The 23458-nt window shown below is 73.4% G+C and carries 22 protein-coding genes and 1 tRNA gene; 6 read left to right on the top strand and 17 right to left on the bottom strand.

Annotation, left to right across the window (positions count from 1 at the left end; all coding sequences use genetic code 11):
* Positions 1-7 precede the first annotated feature (7 nt).
* The 6 genes from ACVKXF_RS10220 to ACVKXF_RS10195 are packed head-to-tail and all read right to left on the bottom strand — an operon-like array spanning position 8 to position 6026.
* Positions 8-790, bottom strand: coding sequence for an ABC transporter ATP-binding protein (locus tag ACVKXF_RS10220; protein WP_456795626.1), 783 nt, complete (start codon positions 788-790; stop codon positions 8-10).
* The gene (locus tag ACVKXF_RS10215) at positions 787-1611 is read right to left on the bottom strand and encodes an ABC transporter ATP-binding protein (RefSeq protein WP_396288658.1); all 825 of its coding nucleotides are present in this window, start codon (positions 1609-1611) and stop codon (positions 787-789) included. The genes ACVKXF_RS10220 and ACVKXF_RS10215 overlap by 4 nt, the downstream gene beginning before the upstream one ends.
* Positions 1608-2495, bottom strand: a complete 888-nt coding sequence (locus tag ACVKXF_RS10210; RefSeq protein WP_396288656.1) for an ABC transporter permease — start codon at positions 2493-2495, stop codon at positions 1608-1610. The genes ACVKXF_RS10215 and ACVKXF_RS10210 overlap by 4 nt, the downstream gene beginning before the upstream one ends.
* Positions 2492-3445 carry an ABC transporter permease gene (locus ACVKXF_RS10205; RefSeq protein ID WP_123312371.1) on the bottom strand — a complete coding sequence of 318 codons (954 nt, stop codon included), beginning with the start codon at positions 3443-3445 and terminating at the stop codon, positions 2492-2494. Before ACVKXF_RS10205 ends, ACVKXF_RS10210 begins: the two co-directional genes overlap by 4 nt.
* A gap of 28 nt (positions 3446-3473) precedes the next feature.
* On the bottom strand, positions 3474-5027 hold the full coding sequence (locus tag ACVKXF_RS10200) for an ABC transporter substrate-binding protein (RefSeq protein WP_123312372.1): 1554 nt from the start codon (positions 5025-5027) through the stop codon (positions 3474-3476).
* 57 nt (positions 5028-5084) lie between these two features.
* A complete protein-coding gene (locus tag ACVKXF_RS10195; protein ID WP_456795625.1) occupies positions 5085-6026 on the bottom strand; it encodes an alpha/beta fold hydrolase in 942 nt (313 codons plus the stop codon).
* Between the two features lie 66 nt (positions 6027-6092).
* Here ACVKXF_RS10195 and ACVKXF_RS10190 point away from each other — a divergent pair, with 66 nt between their 5' ends.
* Together ACVKXF_RS10190 and ACVKXF_RS10185 are read left to right on the top strand one after the other, a co-directional pair.
* On the top strand, positions 6093-7025 hold the full coding sequence (locus ACVKXF_RS10190) for a siderophore-interacting protein (protein ID WP_260233012.1): 933 nt from the start codon (positions 6093-6095) through the stop codon (positions 7023-7025).
* Positions 7026-7054: 29 nt separating this feature from the next.
* Complete coding sequence (locus tag ACVKXF_RS10185) at positions 7055-7831, top strand: ABC transporter ATP-binding protein (protein WP_456795624.1); 777 nt, start codon at positions 7055-7057, stop codon at positions 7829-7831.
* Between the two features lie 181 nt (positions 7832-8012).
* On the opposite strand, the gene ACVKXF_RS10180 is transcribed toward ACVKXF_RS10185, so the two are convergent.
* From ACVKXF_RS10180 to ACVKXF_RS10160, 5 genes are all read right to left on the bottom strand, one after another.
* The gene (locus ACVKXF_RS10180; protein WP_123312375.1) at positions 8013-8369 is read right to left on the bottom strand and encodes a Fe-S oxidoreductase; all 357 of its coding nucleotides are present in this window, start codon (positions 8367-8369) and stop codon (positions 8013-8015) included.
* Positions 8370-8371: 2 nt separating this feature from the next.
* Complete coding sequence (locus ACVKXF_RS10175; protein WP_123312376.1) at positions 8372-9775, bottom strand: dihydrolipoyl dehydrogenase family protein; 1404 nt, start codon at positions 9773-9775, stop codon at positions 8372-8374.
* 55 nt (positions 9776-9830) lie between these two features.
* On the bottom strand, positions 9831-10652 hold the full coding sequence (locus tag ACVKXF_RS10170) for an arginase family protein (protein ID WP_123312377.1): 822 nt from the start codon (positions 10650-10652) through the stop codon (positions 9831-9833).
* 42 nt (positions 10653-10694) lie between these two features.
* Complete coding sequence (locus tag ACVKXF_RS10165) at positions 10695-11420, bottom strand: PspA/IM30 family protein (protein WP_123312378.1); 726 nt, start codon at positions 11418-11420, stop codon at positions 10695-10697.
* Between the two features lie 80 nt (positions 11421-11500).
* On the bottom strand, positions 11501-13408 hold the full coding sequence (locus ACVKXF_RS10160) for a TPM domain-containing protein (protein WP_456795717.1): 1908 nt from the start codon (positions 13406-13408) through the stop codon (positions 11501-11503).
* Positions 13409-13710: 302 nt separating this feature from the next.
* Here ACVKXF_RS10160 and ACVKXF_RS10155 point away from each other — a divergent pair, with 302 nt between their 5' ends.
* On the top strand, positions 13711-13914 hold the full coding sequence (locus ACVKXF_RS10155) for a hypothetical protein (RefSeq protein ID WP_071255966.1): 204 nt from the start codon (positions 13711-13713) through the stop codon (positions 13912-13914).
* A gap of 45 nt (positions 13915-13959) precedes the next feature.
* A complete protein-coding gene (locus ACVKXF_RS10150) occupies positions 13960-14544 on the top strand; it encodes a 4'-phosphopantetheinyl transferase family protein (RefSeq protein WP_456795623.1) in 585 nt (194 codons plus the stop codon).
* Here the strand turns inward: ACVKXF_RS10150 and map are convergent.
* A complete protein-coding gene (gene map, locus ACVKXF_RS10145) occupies positions 14528-15295 on the bottom strand; it encodes a type I methionyl aminopeptidase (RefSeq protein ID WP_456795622.1) in 768 nt (255 codons plus the stop codon). The genes ACVKXF_RS10150 and map overlap by 17 nt on opposite strands.
* A gap of 32 nt (positions 15296-15327) precedes the next feature.
* Here map and ACVKXF_RS10140 point away from each other — a divergent pair, with 32 nt between their 5' ends.
* Positions 15328-15597: a helix-turn-helix domain-containing protein gene (locus tag ACVKXF_RS10140; RefSeq protein WP_456795621.1), complete on the top strand. Its 270-nt coding sequence runs from the start codon at positions 15328-15330 to the stop codon at positions 15595-15597.
* 71 nt (positions 15598-15668) lie between these two features.
* Here ACVKXF_RS10140 and ACVKXF_RS10135 read toward each other — a convergent pair whose 3' ends face one another.
* Genes ACVKXF_RS10135 through ACVKXF_RS10125 form a run of 3 tightly spaced genes read right to left on the bottom strand, consistent with a single transcriptional unit; the run spans position 15669 to position 22009 of the window.
* The gene (locus ACVKXF_RS10135; RefSeq protein ID WP_456795620.1) at positions 15669-16997 is read right to left on the bottom strand and encodes a M1 family metallopeptidase; all 1329 of its coding nucleotides are present in this window, start codon (positions 16995-16997) and stop codon (positions 15669-15671) included.
* A gap of 26 nt (positions 16998-17023) precedes the next feature.
* The gene (locus tag ACVKXF_RS10130; RefSeq protein ID WP_456795619.1) at positions 17024-20908 is read right to left on the bottom strand and encodes a Pls/PosA family non-ribosomal peptide synthetase; all 3885 of its coding nucleotides are present in this window, start codon (positions 20906-20908) and stop codon (positions 17024-17026) included.
* A 42-nt stretch (positions 20909-20950) separates the two neighbouring features.
* Positions 20951-22009, bottom strand: a complete 1059-nt coding sequence (locus ACVKXF_RS10125) for a Gfo/Idh/MocA family protein (protein WP_456795618.1) — start codon at positions 22007-22009, stop codon at positions 20951-20953.
* A 164-nt stretch (positions 22010-22173) separates the two neighbouring features.
* On the opposite strand from ACVKXF_RS10125, the gene ACVKXF_RS10120 reads away from it, so the two are divergent.
* Positions 22174-22323 (top strand): VOC family protein, encoded by a 150-nt coding sequence (locus tag ACVKXF_RS10120; RefSeq protein ID WP_456795617.1) that lies wholly within the window; start codon positions 22174-22176, stop codon positions 22321-22323.
* A 56-nt stretch (positions 22324-22379) separates the two neighbouring features.
* Here ACVKXF_RS10120 and ACVKXF_RS10115 read toward each other — a convergent pair.
* Positions 22380-22454, bottom strand: a tRNA-Arg gene (locus ACVKXF_RS10115).
* 400 nt (positions 22455-22854) lie between these two features.
* Entirely contained in the window at positions 22855-23430 is a 576-nt protein-coding gene (locus tag ACVKXF_RS10110; RefSeq protein ID WP_456795616.1) for a hypothetical protein, read from the bottom strand.
* Positions 23431-23458 lie beyond the last annotated feature (28 nt).

The raw sequence follows: 23458 nt of genomic DNA, 5'->3' as shown, positions 1-23458 counted from the left end.
GCCCGCGCTACGGCAGGGTCGGCGCGGCCTCGACCAGCGCCCGCGTCACCGGGTGCACCGGCGCGTCGAGCAGCCCGACCGGCCCGTGCTCCACGATGCGCCCCGCCGACATCACCGCGACGGTGTCGCACAGCCGCTGCACCACGCCGATGTCGTGCGACACCAGCACCAGCGTCAGCCCGAGGTCGTCGGCGAGCGAGCGGAACAGGTCGATGACCCGTGCGCGCACCACCACGTCGAGCGCGCTCATCGGTTCGTCCCCGAACAGGATCCGCGGACCGTGCACCACCGCCCGCGCGATGGCGATGCGCTGCCGCTGGCCGCCGGAGAACTCGTGCGGGTAGCGGTCGACGGCGTCCGCCGGCAGGTCGACCCGTTCGAGGACGTCCCGGACGAGCGCGGCGTGCGAACCCTCCACCCGGAGCGCCCGCAACGGTTCGCGGATGATCGCGCCGACGCGCATCCGCGGGTCGAGCGACGCGTACGGGTCCTGGAACACCACCCCGGTCTCGCGACGGAACCAGCGCATCGCACCCGCGGACCCGGTCGCCACCACCGGACGACCGGAGGCGGTCACGGAACCCGCGGAAGGTGCCTCCAGGCCGGCGAGCAGCCGCACCAGGGTCGACTTGCCGGATCCCGACTCCCCGACGATCCCGAGCCGTTGGCCGGGGGCGACCGTCAGGTCGACGCCGTCGACGGCGGTGCGCACGGGGCCGGGTTCGAAGGGCCCGCGGCGGGGGAGTCGGTAGGTGCGGTGCAGCCCGACTCCGTCGAGGACGGCGGTCATGCGGAGCCTCCGGACGGACGGGTACGACGGGCGGTGGCGCGCGCGGCATCGACGAGCGCGACGGTCGCGGGGTGCTGCGGCGCCGCGAGCAGCGACGCGACCGAGCCCTGCTCGACGACCCGGCCGGCGTCGAGCACGACGGCCGTGTCGGCGATCCGGGCGAGCACCGCCAGGTCGTGCGTGACGAAGACCATGCCGGCCGACAGCCCTTCGAAGAGGTCGAGGATCCGCGCCTCGGTCGTGACGTCGAGCGCCGTCGTCGGCTCGTCGGCGACCAGGTACGCGGGCTGCCCGGCCATCGCCATCGCGATGCAGATCCGCTGGCGCTGCCCGCCGGACAGCTGGTGCGGGTACTGGCGCAGCAGCGACTCCGGGTCCGGCAGTCCGACGTCCGCCGCCAGCGCGGTCGCCGCCGCACGCGCCGCCCGCCGGTCGAGTCCTCGGTGCAGCCGCAGGGGCTCGGCGATCTGCGTGCCGACGCGGCGCAGCGGGTCGAGGGCGGTGCCGGGCTCCTGGAAGACCATGCCGATGCCGGACCCGCGGTGCCGTGCGCGCTGCCGGTCGGGCAGGCCGACGAGTTCGGTGCCGTCCAGGCGGATGCTGCCGGTGACGGTCGCCCCGGTGGGCTCCAGCCCCATCAGGGCGAGCGAGGTCATCGACTTGCCGGATCCGGATGCGCCGATCACGCCGACGCGTTCGCCGGGAGGCACGGTGAACGTCACGTCGTCCAGGATCGTCCGCCCCGTGATGCGGACGGAGAGCCCCACCACCTCGAGCCCGCCGGTGCCGGTGTCGCTGCGGCTGTGGCTGCGGTCGGTCATGCGGTCACCCCGGGGGTGGTCGTGGCCGCGTCCGGGCGGCGGTCGCCGCCCGCTGCGCGGTCGTTCGTCGTCAGACGCGGGTCGGTGGCGTCGCGGATCGCGTCGCCGAGCAGGGAGAGCGCGGCGACGACCAGCGCGATCGCGGCTCCGGGCCAGGTGGCGCTCCACGGGTGCACCCCGATGTAGGTCTGGAGGTCGGACAGCAGGCTGCCCCACGACGCCGTGTCCGACCCGGCGCCGTAGCCCAGGTACGACAGCCCGGCCTCGGCGAGGACCGCGGTGGCCATCGCGAGCGAGAGCTGCACGGTGAACAGCGGCGCGGCGTTCGGCACCAGGTGGCGGAACAGCACCCCGGCACCACCGACACCGGAGGCGCGGGCCGCGGTGACGTAGTCGCTGCGGGCGATGCGGCGGATCTCGCCGCGGGCGACCCGGGCGATCGTCACCCCGAAGGACAGCCCGACGCTGACGATGACGACCCCGAGCGACCCGCCGAACACCGCGGTCAGGAGCATCGCGGTCAGCAGGGTCGGGAACGCCACGAGGATGTCGAGCAGGACGGCCGTGCCCTCGCGCACCCAGCGGGCGGTGAGCGACCCGATCGCGGTCAGGACGATGCCGACGACGCTGGCGATCACCCCGGCCCCGACGGCGACGAGCACGGTGGTGCGGGTGCCGGCGAGCAGGTAGCTCGCGATGTCGCGGCCGGCGGCGTCGGTGCCGAACCAGTGCGCGGCGCTCGGACCCTCCCACTGGTGGAACGGATCGGCGCGGAACGGGTCCTGCGGCGTCCACACGAGCGACACCGCGGCGAGGACCACGAGCAGACCGAGCACGACGACGGCGAAGACCCCGGTGGGGCGGGACAGCAGGCGGCGGATCACCCGGACACCTCGCGTTGGCGCGGGTCGAGGGTGCGGTGCACGACGTCGACGGCGAACCCGACGAGCAGCACCAGTCCGGTGAGCACGAGGAGCTCGGACTGCACCTTGGTGATGTCGCGGCGGCCGACGTCGGTCACGAGCATGCGCCCGACACCGGGCAGCGAGAACAGCTGCTCGACGACGACGGCCCCGACCAGCAGCCCGGCGATCTGCACCCCGAGCACGGCGAGCACCGTGAGGGCGACCGACGGCAGCCCGTGCCGGAGCAGTGCCTGCGTGCGGGTGAGGCCGATCGCGGCAGCGGTGCGGACGTGGTCCGCGTCGAGCACCGACAGGGTCGCCGACCGGGTGAAGCGCAGGATGACGGCACCCTCGACCGCACCGATGGTCAGGGCGGGGAGCACGAGCGAGGCGAACGCCCGGCCCGGCTCGGACCAGCCGTCGAGCGGGAAGCCCTGCGTCGGCAGCCAGTGCAGCGTGACGGCGAACAGGGCGACGAGCAGCATGCCTGCCCAGACGACCGGGACGGCGGCGACGGCCTGCGCGACGAACCCGATGACGGCGCCGCCCGGCCGACGGCGGAGCACCGCGGCGACGACCCCGAGGGGGACGCCGATCACGAGCGCGGTCGCGAGCGACATGCCCGCGAGCGGCAGGGTGATCGCCAGTTTCTGCGCGATCTCCGGCGCGACCTGCCCGTTCGTCACGAGGGACCGACCGAGGTCGCCGCGGAACACCCCGCCGATCCAGTCGAGGTACTGCACCACGACGGGCCGGTCGAGGCCGAGCTGCTGCCGGAGCTGCTCGACCTGCGCCGGGGTCGACTGGGTGCCGGCGACGACCTGTGCGACGTCGCCGGGCAGCACCCGCAGGGTCGCGAAGATGATGACGCTCGCGACGAGCAGCCCGACGACGAGCAGCAGCAGCCTGCCGACCAGGAACCGGGTCACGTGCTCGGAGCTCCGGCAGCGGTTCGGCTCACTTGACGGCGAGCTTCGACAGGTCGAGCCTCGAGTTGCCGCCGTCGACGGGGAAGCCCGTGACGCCGGTCCGCACCGCGGTGATCTCGGTGGCCGTGTAGAGCCACTCGCCGGCGGCGTCCTCGCTCACGATCTTCGCGGCCTTGCGCAGGGCCTCGGTCTTGGTGGCCTCGTCGGTCGCCGCGATCGACTCGGCGTAGAGCGACTGCACCTCGGCGTTGTCGTAGCCGAAGTAGTAGTCGGGGTTCGCCCAGTTGCCGAAGTCGCGGGCCTCGACGTGGTCGACCATCGACAGGTCGAAGTCACGCTCGCCCGACTTCGGTGCCTGGAACACCGAGGACAGCCAGGTCGCGAAGTCGACGCGCTTGACGGTCAGGGTGATCCCGACGTCGGCGAGCTGCGACTTCAGGACGTCGCCGATGGTCGCCGGGTAGACGTTCGCGTACGTCAGCGTGAGCTCGAGGTCCTGTTGCCCGGCAGCGGCGAGGAGCCGCTTCGCGTTGTCGGGGTCGTACGCGTCGATGTCGGTCAGGTCCTCGTACCCGGGGTCGAGTTCCGGGATCGGACCGCCCTGCTCGACGCCCGTGCCGCCGATGGCCTTGATGAGCGCCTTCGGGTCGATCGCCTGCCGGATCGCCTGGCGCACCCGCTTGTCGGTGAACGGTTCCTTGCGGTCGTTGAACGCCAGCGTGTACTTGTCCGTCGTCTTGCCGCTGTGCAGCGCGATGTCGGCGTTCCCCTGGAGCTGGCTCTTCAGCGTGCCGTCGACCGGGTTGAGGACGTCGAGGTCCCCGTTCGCCATCGCGTTGACGGCCGTCGACGGGTCGGTGATGTACCGGAAGACGATCTTCGCGACCTTCGCCTTCGCGCCCCAGTAGTCGTCGTTGCGCTCGAAGGTGAGCGAGTCGCCCTGCTTCCAGCTCGCGACCTCGTAGGGGCCGGTGCCGTTGGCGGTGTCCGACAGGTCGTTCGTCGCGGCCTTCTCGAGCACCAGTCCGGAGCGGCCGGTCAGGTTCCAGAGCAGGTCCGAGTCGGGCTTCGCCAGCTCGAGCTGGACCACACCGGTCGACGGGGAGGTGATCGAGGTGACGCCGGCGAGCTTGGCGGAGTCCACGTAGGTCTCGTTCGACTTGACCTGCTCCAGCGACCACACGACGTCGGCCGCGGTGACGTCCTTGCCGTCCTGGAACGTGATGCCGTCGCGCAGCGTGAACGTGTAGGTCAGGCCGTCGTCGGAGACCTCGTGCTCGGAGGCCAGCACGTCGCGGATGTCGCCGTCGGCGGTCCGGCCGACGAGGCCCTGGTACACGTTGTCGATGAGCACCTGGTCGAGCGCTGCACCGGACTGCGTGCGGATGTCGAGGCTGGTCGGTTCCAGCACCAGGCCGACGCGCACGGTGGCGTCGGCGCCGCCGTTCTCGTTCGACGAGCCGGAGCAGCCGGTCAGCGCGAGGGCGGAGACGACGGCGACCGCGGTGGCGGCGAGGGCAGCACGTCCGATGCGCGTGGTGCGCGCAGCCCGGGCGGTACGGCGGTGCAGGAGCGGACTCATGGGGTGTGGGTTCCTTCCGGACGCGAGGCGATGGTCACAGCTCGCGCTCGCACGAGGTTACCGGGGGCCGGTACGGTCCCGCGACGGTTCATCGATCCGGTGCAACAAACCGTGACGTCCCGCCCATGCCCGGATCGCCGCAGCGAGTTCGAGCGGCGCCTGGTTCTGCACCGCGTGCCGTGCGGTGACCGTCACGATCTCGGCGTCCGGCAGGCGCTCGGCGAACGCGGCGTGCAGCTTCGGTGAGACGTACCCGCGGTCGCCGCGGACGAGCAGGATCGGCACCCGCAGTGCCTCGAGGTCGGGCCAGGCGTCGGCGAAGCGCCCCACCGACGACGTGCGGCCGGCGGGCAGGTGCGGGAAGTGGTGCCGCCGGACGAGCGCGCCGTCGTCGCCGAGCCGCGTGGTGTGGCGGGCCTCGCGGAGCAGCACGTGCCGGTCGTCGCCGACGCGTGCCTCGATCGCCCGGTCGACGACCTGGTCCAACGTCGCGAAGGGCTCTTCGGCCTCGAGTGCCCGGGCGATCCGGTCGACCGCCCGCTGCGCGAAGTCCGGCGACATGTCGACGAGCACGAGCCCGGTGACCCGCTCCGGTGCCGTGGCCGCGAGCCGTGCCGACAGGATCGCGCCGAGGGAGTGCCCGACGACGATCCCCGGCGGGACCTGCAGGGCGTCGAGCGCGGCGAGCACGGTCGGCGCCGTCACGGACGCCCCGTAGTCCGCGTCGTCCCGCCACGACGACCGGCCGTGCCCCGGCAGGTCGAGGGCGACCGCCGGCTCGCCGACGGCGAGCGCGGTCTGGTCGAAGCTGTGGGCGTCGATGCCGAGGCCGTGCAGGTAGGTGATCCGGGCCTCCCGGTCTCCCCACCGGATGGCGGACGTCTCCTGTCCGTCGTGGGTGCGGACCACCTGCCTGGAGGCGCGGAGCGGCTCCGTCACGCCGCTCGCGCGGGCGAGGGCGGCCAGGTCTGCGAATTCGTCGTCGGGGGCATCGGGCACGGAAGCGATCTTCGCACCGTCCGCGGGCTCTGGAGACGTTAGGTAAGGCATGCCATACTCGGATCCGTGGCAACCCGGTACCGCGTCTTCTCCGTCCGTGTGGCAGCGGTCACGTCCCTCACCCCGCACTTCGTCCGGGTGACGCTGACGGGCGATGCGCTGGCGGACTTCTCCTCGGTCGGGCTCGACCAACGGATCAAGGTCGTGCTGCCGCTGGACGGCGTGGGCTTCTCCGAACTGCCGGAGGACGAGGACTGGTACGCCGCCTGGCGTGCCCTGCCGGACGCGGAACGGAACCCGCTGCGCACGTACACGGTCCGCTCGTTCCGGCCCGACGCCCGTGAGCTCGACATCGACTTCGTCGCGCACGGCGACGCCGGACCCGCATCGCGGTGGGTGTCGTCCTGCCGCGTCGGTGACGAGCTCCGGATCGTCGGGCCCCGCGTGCCGGAGTCGCCCGAGGACCTGCCGACCGGTGCCGCCGAGTTCGCACCCGGGCACGCGAACCGCATCCTGCTCGCCGGGGACGAGACCGCCGCCCCGGCCATCTGCGCCATCCTCGAGGCGCTCGACGTCTCGACCGTCGGTCACGTCTTCATCGAGGTGCCGACCGACGCCGACCGGCTGCCGGTGACCGCGCCCGCCGGGGTCGAGGTCCGCTGGATCGCCCGGAACGGCGCGACGCACGGCGTCCGCATGACCGACCAGGTGCACGCCTGGGCGTCGACGGTCGTGGCCGGTTCCGCGTCCGTCGCCGGTCCTGCGTCCGTCGCCGGTCCCGCCTGCGGGGACGCCGTCGAGCTGACCGACGTCGACGTCGACGAGCAGGTGCTCTGGGACGTCCCCGCGCCGGTGGACGAGCGTCCGGTGTACGCGTGGATCGCGGGGGAGGCCGGCTGCGTCAAGGAGCTCCGTCGGCACCTGGTGCGCGGCGTCGGGATCGACCGGAAGCAGGTCGCGTTCATGGGGTACTGGCGGCACGGCAAGGCCGAGAACTGAACGCCGCAGCCGAACTCCCCACGACCGCGTTGGGCGTGCGTGGGCTGACGCTCGCGTACGACGACCGCGTCGTGGTGGACGCGCTCGACGTGGACGTCCCCGACGGCGAGCTGACCGTCATCGTCGGCCCGAACGCGTGCGGCAAGTCGACGCTGCTGAAGTCGTTCGCACGCACCCTCAAGCCGCGCGCCGGCACCGTGTACCTCGACGGCGCGCCGATCGACTCGTACCGACCGAAGGCCGTGGCCCGGCGGGTCGGCATGCTCCCGCAGACGCCGATCGCCCCCGACGGCATCACCGTCCGCGACCTGGTGTCCCGCGGGCGCTTCCCGCACCAGGACCTGCTGCACCCGTCCTCCGGGTCCGACCGGCGGGCCGTGCAGGCCGCCCTCGAGCAGACCGAGACCCTCGACCTGGCCGACCGCAGCGTCGACGAGCTCTCCGGCGGGCAGCGGCAACGGGTGTGGATCGCGATGGTCCTGGCGCAGGAGACCGACATCGTGCTGCTCGACGAGCCCACGACGTTCCTCGACATCGCCCACCAGTACGACGTGCTCGAACTGGCCTCCGCGCTGCACGCCGCCGGTCGGACGGTGGTCGCGGTGCTGCACGACCTGAACCAGGCGGCGCGCTACGCCACCCACGTCATCGCGATGCGCCAGGGGTCGATCGTGGCCGCGGGGCCGCCGTCGTCCGTGCTCACCGCCGACCTGGTGGAGGACGTCTTCGGTCTGCCGTGCGTGGTCGTCCCCGACCCCGAGACCGGCACGCCCCTCATCGTCCCGCGTCGCCCCGCCGCAGCCTGACGACGCCCCGCCCCGCCGCGCCCGGTCCCGCCGCGCCACGCCCGGTCCGGTTCCCCGAGGTTCCGAAATCTCGGCATCTCACCGCGCCCACGAGTCGCCCGTGGAACCTCGGCGGGACGCACGCGGCATGTCGTGGAACCTCGGCGGCAGGGGGAGCCGTCGCCCTCGCCGACGCAGGGGCTCAGCGGTAGCCGCCGTCCTCCAGACCGGCCTCGACCTCGAAGCGGTTGCGGAGTGGATCACGGCCGGCGGCGGCGTACAGCACGGGCATGAGCATGCCGTACCGCCGCCACTGCGCGACGTGCACCCGCTCGTGCCGGAGCACCCTGGGCCCGTCGTTGTCGCGGGTCAGGTAGACCGAGCCCACGCAGGTGCCACCGCGGCGGAACACCCACCGCGGCAGCCCCGTGCAGACGATCAACCCGTCGACGACCCGGACGGGCCCGGTCGACAGCGGCAGGCCCACCGCGAGGCCGACCGCGGTCGCGAACAGCCAGCCCGCGCGGGACACCGGGGAGTCCAGGAGCGGGTTGCGCACCCCTACTCCGGGCGACCGTAGGTCTCGAGCAGGCGGAGCCAGATCTCGTTCATCGTCGGGTAGGCCGGCACCGCGTGCCAGAGGCGGTCGACCGGGACCTCGCCGACGACCGCGATCGTCGCCGCGTGCAGCATCTCGGCGACGTCTTGGCCGACGAAGGTGACCCCGACGACGACCCCGCGGTCTTCGTCGACGACCATCTTGGCCCGCCCGGTGTACCCGTCGGCCTGCAGTGCGGACCCCGCGACCCCGCCGAGGTCGTACTCCACGGCACGGACGTTCAGCCCCTGCTCGCGGGCGGCACGCTCGGTCAGGCCGACGCTCGCGACCTCGGGGTCGGTGAAGGTGACCTGGGGGACCGCGGCGTGGTCTGCCGTCGCGACGTGGGCACCCCACGGCTCGGTGTGCAGCGGCGTGCCCTGGTACCGGGCCGCGATGGCCTCGCCGGCTGCGCGGGCCTGGTACTTGCCCTGGTGGGTGAGGAGCGCACGGTGGTTGGCGTCGCCGACGGCGTACAGCCAGTCGGTGCCGTGAACGAGCATGGTGTCGTCGACCTCGAGCCAGTCACCGGCGGTGAGCCCGACGGACTCGAGCCCCAGGTCGGCGGTGTGCGGGGTGCGGCCGGTGGCGGCCAGGACCTCGCTCGTGATGACGGTGGTGTCGTCGTCGAGTGTGGTGGTGACGAGCCCGTGCTCGTCGCGGTCGACCCGCACGGGGCTCACACCGGTGCGGACGTCGACGCCGAGTTCGCGGAGCGCGTCGGTGACGAGCTCGCCGGCGAACGGCTCCATGCCGCCGAGCAGCCCGTGGCGGGCGACGAGGGTGACCTTCGCACCGAGCGACGCCCAGGCGGTGGCGAGCTCGGAGCCGGCGACGCCGCCGCCGATCACGAGCAGGCTCTCGGGAACCTGCTGGGCGCTGGTGCCCTCGCGGGTGCCCCACGGCTTCGCGTCGGCGAGTCCCGGCACGTCGGGGAGCGCGTGCAGCGACCCGGTCACGACCGCGACGGCGGCGCGGGCCGTGTGCGTCTCGCCGCCGACCTCGATCGTCTTCTCGCCGGTGATGCGGGCGTGGCCGCGGATCAGGGCGATGTCGGCGGACTCGAGCCAGGAGACCTGGCCGTCGTCCTTCCAGTCCGAGGTGAACGAGTTGCGGCGCGCGAGCACGTGGGCCGCGTCGAGTTCGCCGGTGACGGCCTGCTTCGCACCGTCCAGGCGCTTCGCCGCGGCCAGGGCGTGGCCGCTGCGCAACAGTGCCTTCGACGGCATGCACGCCCAGTAGGAGCACTCGCCGCCGACCAGTTCGGACTCCACGATCGCGACCGCCAGGCCGCGCTTGTGGGCGTAGTCCGCCACGTTCTCGCCGACTGCGCCGGCGCCGATCACGATGAGGTCGTAGTCCGTCATGGGCCCGAGCGTACGCGGACCGGCATGGGGTGCGCCCGGCGCGCCGGGTCGGTTCTCAGGCCACCCGGGAGGCGCTGGTCAACGCCCCGACGACGCGCAGGATCACGCCGAGGTCGTCCACTGCACGGTCCGGGTCGACGGGAGCGAATCCGGTGAGCGCGGCGCCGGCCAGGCGCCGGCCGCGGGTCGCGGCCTGGATCCGCTCGACCAGACCGGCGCCGTCGAGTCCGAACGGCACGGGTTCGAGCAGGCCGTCGACCTCGGACGGGTCGAGGACGTCGAGGTCGACGTGCACGAACACCGACGTGGCTCCGGTCGCGTCGACGGCGGCGGCGAGGGCGTCCGGGGTGGCGGCGTCGACGTCGAGCCGGGCGATCCCGGCACGGTCGAGCGCTGCTTCCTCGGCGTCGTCGAGACCCCGGACCCCTGCGACCACGACCGACGAGGCGGGGAGCACGGGCAGGGCGGGGAACAGCTCGTCGGCGCGGTCGACGAGGATCCGCAGGGCTGCGGTCTCGGCGGCGACGGGTTGCGCGCGGTTGAGCGGCCGGTACCCGCTGGACCCCGCGATCCGCACGAACGCGGTGTCGGGGCCGAGGCCCACGGTCGCGCCGAGGACGCTCGCACCGTCCCCGCCGACCACGAGGACCGGTTCGCTCGCGACGCCGGTCTCCTCTGCCACGCGGTCGGCGACGGCGAGCACGGAGGTGTAGCGGGCGACGGCCGTCTCGAGGCGGTCGCCGGCACCGGTGGGGACGTCGACCACGGTGGTGGACGCTCGGGGGAGGTCGGCCGCGATCGCGGTCGCTCCGTCCCCGAGGCGCATCGCGCGCGACGACGCCGAACCCTGCCACTGACCGACCACGAGGAACTGCATCGTCTCAGTCTGTCAGGTGGGGTCCGGCGTCGTCCGGGAAGGTCAGAGGCTCGACGAGCCGCCGGACTTCAGCGCGGCGAGTCGTGCTTCGACCTCGGCGTCCTTGCCCACGTCCTCGAGGCTCTCGAACTGGGCGTCGAGGCTCGACGACTGCAGCTCCTGCTGCCCGAGGACCTTCGCTTCTTCACGACGGACCTTCTCCTCGAAGCGACCGAGGTCGCTCGTCGGGTCGAGCACGTCGATGTTGCCGAGCGCGTCGTTGACCTTGGACTGCGCTTCGGCCGTCTTGGAGCGGGCGACGAGGTTGTCGCGCTTCGCCCGGAGTTCCTCGAGCTTCTGCTCCATGCCGGCGAGCCCGGTCTTGAGCTTCTCCACCGCTTCGTTCTGCGAGGCGAGGTTCGGCTCGGCGTCCTTGACCTCCTGCTCGGCGGCGATCTGCTTGCCGATCGCGATCTTGGCGAGGTTGTCGAACTTGTCCGCCTCGGCCGTCTTGCCCTCGGCGCGGTACTTGTCCGCGGCGGAGGACGCGTTGGCCGCCTTCTGGCCCCACTCGGTCGAGGCCCGCTTGTCCTCTTCGTGGTCCTGCTCGAGCAGACGGACGTTGCCGATGGTCTGCGCGATCGCCGTCTTCGCGTCGGCGATGTTGTTCGTGTAGTCGCGCACGAGCTGGTCCAGCATCTTCTGCGGGTCCTCGGCATCGTCGATGAGCTGGTTGATGTTCGCCCGCACGAGGGTGGAGATGCGGCCGAAGATCGTCTGCTTTGCCATTGCTGTTCCCTTTCCTGGAAGGTCTGACGTGGTGTGTCTGGTCTGTCGGGTGTGTTGTCTGTTCGTCGGCTGGGGCGGGGTCAGAAGCGGCCGCCGCCGGAGAACCCGCCTCCGCCGCCTCCGCCGCCCCCACCACCGAAGCCGCCGCCCCCGCCGAAGCCCCCGCCGCCGCCCCCGAAGGAACCGCCGCCGAAGCTGCCGCCGCGGCCGCCGAGCAGGCCGCCGAGCACGATGCCGGTGACGAGGCCGCCGAGTTGTGCCCCGTTGCCGCCGCCACCGCCGAAGCCGCCGCCACCGCCGCCCCAGCCGCCCATGTCGCCGTTGGCGGCGTCCATCGCGGCGGCCGCGTACTGCTCTGCGGCGCGTGCGGCCTGCAGGGCCTGTCCGGGATCGGTCGTGGCGAGCTGCACGGCGTCGTCGAGGGCGCGCTCGGCCTCGGACAACCGGGTGCGGGCGGTCGGCCCGATGCCGCCGCGGTGCAGCGAGATGTACTCCCGCGCCTGGCTGATCCGGTTCCGGGCGTCGCGCAGGGCGTCGTCGAGCGCTCGGGACGCCCGGCGCTGCTGCTCCTCGGCACCGCGGGCTGCGGCGATGGCCTGGTCGATCTCGGTGTTCGCCTTGGTGAGGGCGTCGACCGCGGCGACCGGGTCCTTCGGGTCGAGGCCCTGTCGGAGCACGGTCTGCGCCCGTGTGACGGCGGCGGCGAGGTCGGGACCGCCGACCGTGAACGTCCGGGCCGCCGCGACGTCGCCCTCGATGTCGATGCGCATCGCCTCGGCGCGCGCCGTTGCCTCGGCGAACGACCCCTCGGCGGCGATCGCGCTGTTCGTGAGCTGTTGCACCTGCGCCAGTGCGTGCTGGGCGTCACGCACTGCGACCACGGCCTCGCCCTTGTCGCCCGCGGCGATCGCCGCGGTGGCCGCGTTCGAGCGCTCGGTGGCGTAGGCGAGGACCTGGTGGGCCTGGTCGACGTTGTCGGACACGGTGGCGAGGGTTCGGCCGGTGTACCGCGACCGGACGCGGTCGAGGGCTGCTGCTGCCGCGCCGACCGAAGCCGGGGCGGCCGCCACTGCCTGGGCCAGTGCGACCGCAGCGTCCTCGACGCCGTCCTCGAGCGACCGGAGTTGGTCGAAGGCCTCGGTCTGCTCCTCGATCGAGGCGTGCGCCTGCTGGCAGATCGCGATGATCTGGTTCGCCCAGTCGGCACGCTGCTGGGGGGAGTCGGGGATCTCGTCGTCGAGCTGCTGCCGGAACGTGAAGGCCTTCCGTACGGCCTGCTGTGCGGCGGCGACGGCGTCGGCGAAGGGCTTCGCGGCGTCGGGACCGAACTGCGCCGTGGCGAACCCGACCTCCTGCTCGGCGGTGCGGAGTTCGTCGTCGATGGTGACGAGCGCTCCGCCCGCGGTGCGTTCGAGGTCGGCGAGGGACTCCTGCTGCGCCTTGGTGGCCGCGGCGGTCCTGCGCTTGTTGCGGGTGCGGATGACGATCACGACGACCACCAGGCCGACGACGATGACGAGCAGCAGGATCCAGAGCCAGGTCAGGTCCGGCGGCGCCTGGGTGTCGGTCAGGCCGTTCGCGAACGCGACGGCCGCGCCGGACCAGTCGCCCTGCTTCAGCTCGGGGAGCAGTGCGTCGTTCACGGCGCTCTGCACGTCGGACTCGGAGATGGCGGTCTCGTTGGTCTGCTGGACGTCGTAGTTGCGCTCGTCGACCGCGACGGACAGGAGGATGCCGTCCGTGTCGATCTGGTTCCGGTCCATGACCGCGGAGCCCCATGCGGTGTGGTCCGTCGGATCGGTGAACGTCGGCACGAACACCACGTACAGCTGCGTCTGGGTCTCGGCGTACAGGTCCTGCACCGCCTGTTCGACCTGCGCCTGCTGCGACGAACTGAGGGCGTCGGCTTCGTCGAGGACGTACGCCCCACCCAGGTCGACGGGTGCCGTGGCCTGCGCGGTCGCTGCCGGAGCCAGGACGATCAGCATCGCCACGACCGCTGCCGTGACGCGACCCCAGAGCCGCGCTGTCCCCCGTTCCGTGCTCGACCCGCCTGTGCCCGATCCGTGCTGGACCGTTCGCATCCGTCCTCCGTCCGTCACCGGTCGGCGCCGTCGACACCGCACCGAACCGCGCCCTGTGTGCGCCGTCGCCCGGAGTCTATCCAGGCCCCGGAGCGCACGGACAGACTCCCGGTGAACCCTGTGGACAAGCCGATCCATGGGTGTCTTGTCCCCCGAGCCGGGGTATGCTGACGGCACTGTTCGACGACGAACGGAAGGGAACAGCAATGGAGCGCACCACGAGTACCGAGGTCGTCCCGCTCGAGGACGGCTACCACCGCGTGTCGACGCCGGCGACCGGCGTGATCGGCTTCGTGCGCGAGCACGACGGCCGCTACGAGGTGCTGCGCGGACGCGTCCGCCAGGCGACCCGATCCGAGGGTCTCTACAGCACCATGAACGTCGCACTCATCGCGCTCACGCACGCGTAGCGACACGGCTCTGGACCGGCCATCCGCGCACCGTAGGCTGCGTGCGTGGGTGAGTCGGGCCTCCAGACCGTCGTCGTGACGCTGTGCGCGCCCGGTCCGGACCGCGCTGCCGACGGGGAGGCCCTGATCGCCGCCGTCGCGTCGGCGTCCGGTTCCGAGACGGCCGAGGTGCGCGCGGGGCGCGTCTGCCCGCACTGCGGCGGGACCGACCACGGTCGTCCGTGGGCCACGGTGCGCGGCACCGGCTACGGCGTCAGCCTGTCGCGCACGACCGGGGCAGTCGCCATCGCGGTCGCTCCCGGCTCGGTCGGCGTCGACGTCGAGCGCGTGTCTCGCGTCGCCGCGGCGCCGCTCGACGCCTTCACGTCCGGTGAACGCGATCGCTCGGCGGGTGACGTCGGCCTGCTCGCGGCCTGCTGGGCGGCGAAGGAGGCCGTGCTGAAGCGCGACGGCCGGGGCCTGCGCGTCGACCCGAGCGCGGTGGACGTCGACGTCGCGGCCGCGTCCGCGCGCTTCGAGGGGGTCGACCACGCCGTCACGGTCCTCCGACCGGCAGCCGACCTGGTGCTCGTCGTCGCGGCCGGCGGGCTGCCCGTCGTGGTCGAGGGGACGGTCAGCGGGGGAGCGTGAGCACTGCTGCGCCGTCCTCGGTGATCGCGATGGTGTGCTCGGTGTGGGCCGTCCGGGCTCCGGTGGCGCTGCGCAGCGTCCAGCCGTCGGGGTCGGTGACGAGCGCGTCGGTGTCGGCCATCACCCATGGCTCGAGCGCGAGCAGGAGCCCCGGCCGGAGCGTGTAGCCGCGACCCGCGCGGCCGGTGTTCGACACGTGCGGGTCCTGGTGCATGGTCGAACCGATGCCGTGGCCGCCGAACTCGACGTTGACCGGGTAGCCCGCGGCCTCGAGCACGGTGCCGATGGCGTGCGACAGGTCCCCGGTGCGCGCACCGGGTCCGGCAGCGGCGATCCCGGCGGCGAGGGCGCGCTCGGTGGCGTCGATGAGGGCGAGGTCCTCGTCGCGCGGGGTCCCGACGACGAAGCTGACGGCGGCGTCGGCGGCGATGCCGTCGAGGGACACCGCGAGGTCGAGGGTGAGCAGGTCGCCGTCGGCCAGGGCCCGGTCGTGCGGCAGCCCGTGCAGCACGGCGTCGTTCACGGCGGTGCAGATGTGGTGGCCGAACGGACCGCGGCCGAACGAGGGTGCGTAGTCGACGTAGCAGGAGTCGGCACCGGCGTCCTCGATCATCCGCTTCGCCCACCGGTCGATCTCGAGCAGGTTCGTGCCGACGCGGGTCCGTTCGCGCAGGGTCTGCAGGATGGTGCCCACGAGGGCTCCGGTGGCGCGGGCCGTGTCGACCTCGGCGGGCGTCAGGATCTCGATCACGCGGATGATCATACCGGTATTACTATGTGGGCATGGTTCGTCTCCCGCTCAGCCCCGACGAGGTCGCGCGCGGCCGCCGCCTCGGTGCGCTGCTCCGTCGTGCCCGTGGTCCACGGTCGATCGTCGACACCGCCCTCGCTGCCGGGATCTCGCCCGAGACGCTCCGGAAGATCGAGACCGGGCGCATCGCGACGCCGGCGTTCTCGACCATCGCGTCCGTCGCGGGTGTGGTCGGACTGTCGCTCGACGCGGTGTGGTCCGAGGTCAGCTGCGACCCGGCCGACAGCGAACTGGCGGGCTAGCCGACCGGGCGGCGGAGCCCACTCGCCGACCGGGCGGCGGAGCCCGCTCACCGACCGGGCAGCGGAGCCCGCTAGTCGACGCGCGGCGCGGGCAGCGCGGGAACCGACGCCTGGTCGATCCACGGGCCGGTGACCGCACGGACGTCCGCGACGGGACGGCCGGCGGCGTCCGCGAACGCCCCGAGCACGTCGGGCACCGTCACCGAACCGTGCCGGTGCCGCTCGGTGATGCTGCGCAGCCCGGTGAAGAACGCGTCGTCGCCGAACGTGCGGCGGACGGCGTGCAGGGCGAGGGCGCCGCGCTTGTAGACGCGGTCGTCGAACATGTCCTTCGCACCGGGGTCCCCGACGACGAGGTCTTCGGGCTGGTCGAGCAGGCCCTGCCGGTACTCCACCGCGAGCGCGTCGGCGGTGTCGCCACCGCGTTCCTCGGACCAGAGCCACTCGGCGTAGCAGGCGAACCCCTCGTGCAGCCAGATGTCCTGCCAGCGCGCGACCGTCACCGAGTTGCCGAACCACTGGTGTGCGAGCTCGTGCGCGATGAGCCGGTCGGTGCCGTGCTCGCCGTCGACGTGGTTGCGGCCGAACACCGCCAGCCCGTGGGCTTCGAGCGGGATCTCGAGCTCGTCGTCGGTGACCACGACGCCGTACGCCGCGAACGGGTACGGGCCGAAGCGGTCGGAGAACAGCGCGAGCATCTCCGGCACCTGACCGAAGTCGGTCTTCGCGGCGGTCGCCAGGTCGGCGGGGTGGTGCAGGGTGACGGGGACGACGGCGCCGCGGAGCCTCGTCGTGCGGTACCGGCCGATCTGCACCGTCGCCAGGTACGTCGCCATCGGCTCGGTGGTGGCGTAGGTCCAGCGGGTGCCGATCCGGTCGCGTTCCTTGCCGAGCAGTTCGCCGTTCGCCAGCACGTCGTACGCGGCCTCGGCGGCGATCTCGAACCGGTAGGTCGCCTTGTCGTCCGGTCGGTCGTTGCACGGGAACCACGAGGGTGCCCCGGTCGGCTGGGCCGCGACGATGACGCCGTCGGTGAGCTCCTCCCACCCGACCTGACCCCAGGCGCTGCGCACGGGGCGCGGGTTGCCGCGGTACTTCAGGTGCACGGTGAACGTCGTGCCGGCCGCGATCGGGGACGCCGGGGTGACGGTGACCTTGTGCACGGCGTTCGACATCTTCTTCGCGCGGGCACCGTCGACGTCGGCGCGCTCGACGCTCAGGCCGTGCAGGTCGACCACGATCTTGTCCAGCGGCTCGAGGGCGCGCGCGGTGATCGTCGCGGTGCCGTCGAGGCGGTTCGTGGCGACGCGGTAGTCGAGGCGGAGGTCGTAGTGCTCGGCGCTCCAGCGTCGGTCGCCGCTGTGCGGGGTGTACGGGTCGGCAGCGGAGGTGTTCGGCACGGTCTCAGTCAACCCCATGGCGCCGGTCAGTCCGCCACGGTGACCGGTTCGGCTGTCCACGGAGCGATGGGGTTGCCGGACCAACGCGACCCGGTGGGCACATGCTCGCCGCGCATCACGAGCGAGGCCGGACCCACCGTCGCGCCCGTGCCGATGCCCGCGGCGGGCAGGACGACGCTGTGCGGGCCGAGGGTCGCCCCGGCGTCGAGGCGGACGGTGTCGAGCTGCATCACGCGGTCGTGGAACAGGTGGGTCTGCACGACGGTCCCGCGCGCCACCGAGGCGCCGGCGCCGATCGTCACGAGGTCGGCCTCGGGGAGCCAGTAGGTCTCGAGCCAGGTGCCGCGGCCGATCGTCGCACCGAGGCTCCGCAGCCACGCCGCCAGGGCCGGGGTGCCGGTGGCCTGCTCGGCGAACCACGGCCGGGCGACCGTCTCGACGAAGGTGTCCTGCACCTCGTTGCGCCAGACGAACGACGACCACAGCGGGTGCTCGCGGGCGGTGATCCGGCCGACGAAGACCCACTTCGCGATCGTCGACACCACCGCGGCGACGGCGCCGGCGACGATCAGCACCGGCCCGGCGAGCAGCACCGTCCACCCGACACCGACCGCGGACCACAGGGCGAGCAGCGTGCCGGCCACGCCGAGGGCGACGCCCGCGGACACCATCGGCGCCACGAGCCGCAGCAGCTCCCAGCAGCCGCGGGCGACCTTGAGCCGCACCGGCGGACGGAAGGTGCGCTCCTCGTCGAACTGCGTCGCCGCACGGCGGAGCCGCACCGGGGGCGAGCCGAGCCACGACGACCCGCGCTTGGCCTTCTTCGGCACGGCGGACAGGACCGCCACCAGGGCCTCGCGCGGAACGGAGCGTCCGGCGCCCGTCATCCCGCTGTTGCCGAGGAAGGCCCGACGGCCCACCTTCGACCGGCCGATCCGCACCCGGCCCCCGCCGAGCTCGTACGTCGCGACCATGGTGTCGTCGGCCAGGAACGCCCCGGACGCGATCTGCGTCAGCGCGGGGATGAGCAGGACCGTGGAGATCTCCGTGTTCCGGCCGACCTTCGCTCCGAGCAGCCGCAGCCACACCGGCGTCACGAGCGAGGCGTACAGCGGGAACAGCAGCGTACGGGCCGCGTCGAGCACCCGCTCCGTCGACCACGCCTGCCAGCCGATCCGCGAGCGAACGGGGTGGCGTCCCTCGTGCAAGCCGATGCCCAGGAGCCGCACCGACCCCACCACGAGCAGGGCGTACACGGCCCCGGCGACCACGGTCGCGAGCGGCACCGTCGCGAGGGCGCGCAGGACGGCGTCACCGAGCGTCGGCGCGCGCCCGACCAGGGCGGCGGCGACCAGCAGTCCGACCGCGACACCGATCACCGGCAACCCGGCCACGGCCACGGAGCCGGCCCCGTACGCCAGCAGCCAGCGTCGACGCGACGGGGGACGGGCCTCCCGGTCGTGCCTGGCCGAGCCGACGCGTTCGGCGGGCGAACCCGCCCAGCGTTCCCCGGCGGGCACCCGGCCGGCGACGGCCGAACCGGCCTCGACCTCGGCGCCCGCGCCCACGTGCGCACCGGGCAGCAGCGTGGTGCGGCTGTGCACGACCGCGTCGTCCTCGACGCGGACCCGACCCAGTCGGAACACGTCGCCGTCCACCCAGTGCCCCGCGAGGTCGACCTCCGGCTCGATCGACGCACGCTTGCCGATCGTGAGCATCCCGGTCACCGGCGGGAGCGTGTGCAGGTCGACGTCGGCGCCGATCCGCGCCCCCAGCGCACGGGCGTAGTAGCTGATCCACGGCGCCCCGGCGGTCGAGGGGCCGTCGACCGCCTCGGCGATCCGCTCCGCCAGCCAGACCCGCAGGTGCACCGAACCGCCACGGGGGTGGTCGCCTGGCCGCACCCCGACGAGCAGCAGCCGGGCGAGCACGACCGTCACCGCCATCTTGCCGATCGGCGTCACGAACACCACCAACGCGAGCACGAGTGCCGGCCAGGGGAGCACCGGCAGGAACGGCAGCGTGGTCGCGTGCAGCACCGCCGCGACCGACGCCGTCCACGTCAGGACCCGCAGCCCGCGCAGCACCTGCACCGGCAGCCCGAGCACCGTCATCGCGAGCCCCGTCGCCGGCGGGACCGGGGTCACGTCGCGCGACGCCGCCGCGACCGGACCGGACTCGTCCAGCGCGGCCGCCAGCGCACCGATGCGCGGGTGGTCGTACACGTCCGCCACCGTCGTCGTCGGGAACCGCTCGCGGATCGCCGAGACGAGCTGCGCCGCCGTCAACGACCCGCCGCCGTGCGCGAAGAAGTCGTCGTCGACGCTCGACACCGGCACCCCGAGGATCGCCGCCCACCGCTCCGCGATCCAGGCGACGGTGTCCGGCAGCATCGCGGCGTCGGTCGCCCCGGGCAACGGCCACGGCAGGGCGGCACGGTCGACCTTGCCCGACGTCCGCGTCGGCAGCGCGTCCACCACCGCGACGAGCGGCACGAGCGCAGCGGGCAGCTCCTGCCGCAACCGGGCGTTCGCCGCAGCGACGTCGACCGTGGCCCCCGCGACCGGGGCCACGTACCCGACCAGCACCTGGTTCCCCGCAGGGGTCCGCTGCACCACCGCCGCACCACCCGCCACGTCGTCGAGCGCCTGCAGGGCCGCGTCGATCTCACCGAGCTCGATCCGTCGGCCCCCGAGCTTCACCTGGTCGTCCGCACGTCCCTGGAACACGAGTCCCTCGGGGTCGTACCGCACCAGGTCACCGCTCCGGTACGCCCGCGCCCACCCGAGCTCCGGGAACGGCGCGTACTTCTCCGCGTCCTTCGCCGGGTCCAGGTACCGACCCAACCCGACACCACCGATCACGAGCTCACCGACCCCACCGGGCTCCACCCGCTGCCCGGCAGCGTCCACCACCGCCAGGTCCCACCCGTCCAGCGGCAGCCCGATCCGGATCGGCTGGCTCCCGTCGAGCAGGGACCCGCACGCCACCACCGTCGCCTCGGTCGGCCCGTACGTGTTCCACACCTCACGGTCACGACTCGCGATGCGCGCCGCCAGCTCCGGCGGGCACGCCTCACCACCGAAGATCACCAGCCGCACCTGCTCCAACGCGTCGTCCGGCCACAGCGCCGCGAGCGTCGGCACCGTCGACACCACCGTGATCGTGTGCGCGATGAGCCACGGCCCCAGGTCCACCCCCGTCCGCACCAACGACCGTGGCGCCGGCACCAACGCGGCACCGTGCCCCCACGCCAACCACATCTCCTCGCACGACGCGTCGAACGCCACACTCAGCCCCGCCAGCACCCGGTCGCCCGGACCGATCGGCGCCGACTGCAGGAACATCCGCGCCTCGGCGTCCACGAACGCTGCAGCACTGCGGTGGGTGACCGCCACGCCCTTCGGCACACCCGTGGACCCGGACGTGAAGATGATCCACGCATCGTCGTCCTCGTGGGGGAGTGCGGCGCTCGCCGCAGGGTCCGTCACGGGCAGTTCGCCGCCGTCGCGGTCGCGCAGGACGCCGCCGGCTCCGATGACGCCCACGACGCCGGCCTCGCCGAACACCAGGGTCGCGCGTTCCTCGGGGTCGTCGGCGTCGACGGGCACGTACGCGGCTCCGGCGGAGAGGACGGCGAGGATCGACAGGTACAGGTCGCGTCCGCCGGAGGGGATCCGCACGCCGACCCGGTCGCCCCGTCGGACACCGCGACGGGCGAGGTCGTCGGCCTGTGCGCGCACCAGGTCGAGCAGCGCGGCGTAGTCGACGGTGCCGGCGGGGTCCTCGAGCGCGGTGGCGGTCGGGTGGGTGGCCGCGGTCGCCGCGAGGACGTCGAACAGCGTCCGTGGCGCGGGGGCGTCCCCGCCGCGGGCGAGTTCGAGCTGCGCGTTCCCGGTGCCGGTGGTCATCGGTTCCCTCTTCCCGGCCGGGTGGTCGACCGGCCCGTGATCCTAGGGGGTCGAGGTGTCGCGCTCGGAAACAGACGCCACGGCCCCTGTGCCGAGGTCCGCACGCGCCGCGTCGAGCGCCCGCGCGATCCCGATCGAGTCGTCGAGCGAGTGCACCGGCGACTCCGTCCGGCCGTCCGCCACGTACCGGGCGAGCGCCGCCGCCTGCCAGACGAGCCCCTGTCGACCCCGCAGCCCGGTCGGCTCCGACCAGCGGTCCTCCCCACCCCGGTGGTGCACCGCGAACGACGCCGGGAACACGAAGTGGTCGGTGTACCGCACGGTGGCCCGGCTGCCCGCGATGGCCGCCAGCCCCGGCGTCCACGCCGTCATCGACGTGGCCACCACGGCCTGTGCGCCACCGTCCGCCGTCGACACGGTGACGGACTGGAGGTCGACCCCGCGATCCGAGACCGCTCCCGTCGTGCTGCTGGTCACCGGGGCGCCGGCGGCGAACCGTGCGAACCAGTGCCCGTAGACACCGGCATCGAGGAGTGCGCCGCCGCCGGCGGCGGGGTCGAACATGCGGTCGGCCGGGTCCGGGTCGTGCGGCCAGCCGACGTCCACGGTCGCGAGCCGGACGTCGCCGAGGGCGCCGTCCGCGAGCAGACGGGCGATCACCGTGGAGCCGGGCAGGTACCGGGTCCACATCGCCTCCATCGCCAGGACGCCCTCGGCCCGTGCGGCCTCGGCGAGGGTGCGGGTGTCCGCGGCCGAGGTCGTCATCGGCTTCTCGACGAGGACGTGCTTGCCCGCGGCGATCGCGAGCAGCGCGTGCCCGAGGTGCTGCGGGTGCGGGGAGGCGACGTAGACGACGTCGACGGTGGGGTCCGCGACGAGGGCCTCGTACGAGCCGTGCACCCCGGCGACGCCGTGGCGGGCGGCGAAGGCGGCGGCACGCCCGGGGGAGCGGGACCCCACGGCGACGACGCGCTGGTCGGAGTTCGCGTGCATCGTGGCGGTGAAGTCGTTCGCGATCTCCCCGGGGCCGATCACGCCCCACCCGAGCGTCGGCCCGCCTCGGAGTGCGTGGACCTCGGGCTCGGGGAACGTCATCGTCATGCCGGCACGCTACCGGGCGGACCCGACCGTCGTCGCGCGGCCTGGCGCCCCGTATCCGACCCGCATCGACCGCGACGTGCGGTACTCGGAGCGTCCGCTTCACGCTGCACCGGGCCGACGAGCTGAACACACCGGGGCCCTCGGGCACGGTCCCGTACTGGACGGTGCCGGACGTCGACGCCGTCGTCGAGGACTGGGTCGCGAACGGTGCCGTCGCGCACCGGGGGCCGAAGACGGTGTTCACAGGGGAGCGGCTCTGCCAGCTGCTCGACCCGTTCGGGAACCTGTTCGCGGTGCGAGCGGAGCCCCGGTGACCACCCCGTCCGCGCCCGTCGCGTGGTCTGCGTCACGCGGCCCTGCGGCGTTGTTCTGGTGCCCCCAGGAGGATTCGAACCTCCGCCCCTGCCTCCGGAGGGCAGTGCTCTATCCCCTGAGCTATGGGGGCCAAGGGGTGCAACAACCGTAGCAGGTCCGGCGCGCGGTCCCGGACAGCGCGTGTCGCGCAGGGGACGCGACTGCAGGGCGGACGGGAGGCGCGGTGCGGGCCCGCCGCGGGCCTCCTGTCCGCACGGTGCGTCCGTTGCGGGCCCGTGCGAGGTTGCGTGTTCCGTGCGGCGCTGTAGGCGCGCACCACGTGTGCAACCTCGCACCGGATGGCGGACCCGGCGCCGTGCGTGCCCGCCGCTGGACGGGAGGCGCGGTGCGGGCCCGCCTCGGGCCTCCCGTCCGCACGGTGCGTGCGTTGCGGGCTGGTGCGAGGTTGCGTGTTCCGTGCGGCGCTGTAGGCGCGCACCACGCGTGCAACCTCGCGCCTTATGGCGGACCCGGCGCCGTGCGTGCCCGCGTCAGCCGGCCGGCGTCGCCGTCGCCGACGCCGTCGGCTGCAGCGCGGCGCGGACCGCGTCGACGACGGGCTGTGCACCGCCGGGCTCGGTGAACAGCGTCGACTGCGTGGTGATCCAGTACGGGTCCGCGAAGGCGTCCGCGCGGCCGACGCCGTCGTTCAGCGCGAAGTAGCCCTCGACGCGGTAGGTGGGGACCGAGCCGCCCCGGTCGTACAGGGCGTCCTTCAGGTTGGTGAGCGACTTCTCAGGCAGGTGGGCGACGGCGAGGGTGATCGTCTCGGTGTCGTCGTCGGTGGCGACGAACTGGCAGACACGACCCCGCTGCTTCGCGATGGTGGCGGCGGGGGAGCCCTTCGCCGGGGTGAAGGAGTCGTCGAGCGCGAAGGTCGTGCCGTACACCGACAGGGCCTCGGCCGGCAGGAGCTCAGCGCACGTCTGGGCCACCGCCGTACCGACCGGGGTCGCGCTGGGCGTCGGGTCGCTGTCGCCGCCGCTCGAGCAGGCCGACAGGGCGAGTGCTGCTGCGGCGGTGACGACGGCGACGGAGCACGCCCGGGCACGGCTTCGGGTGGTCATGCCGACATGATGGCCCATCGTCCGGCGT

It is taken from the genome of Curtobacterium sp. PvP017 (assembly GCF_054060195.1).
This window is presented reverse-complemented; position numbering and strand designations above follow the sequence as displayed.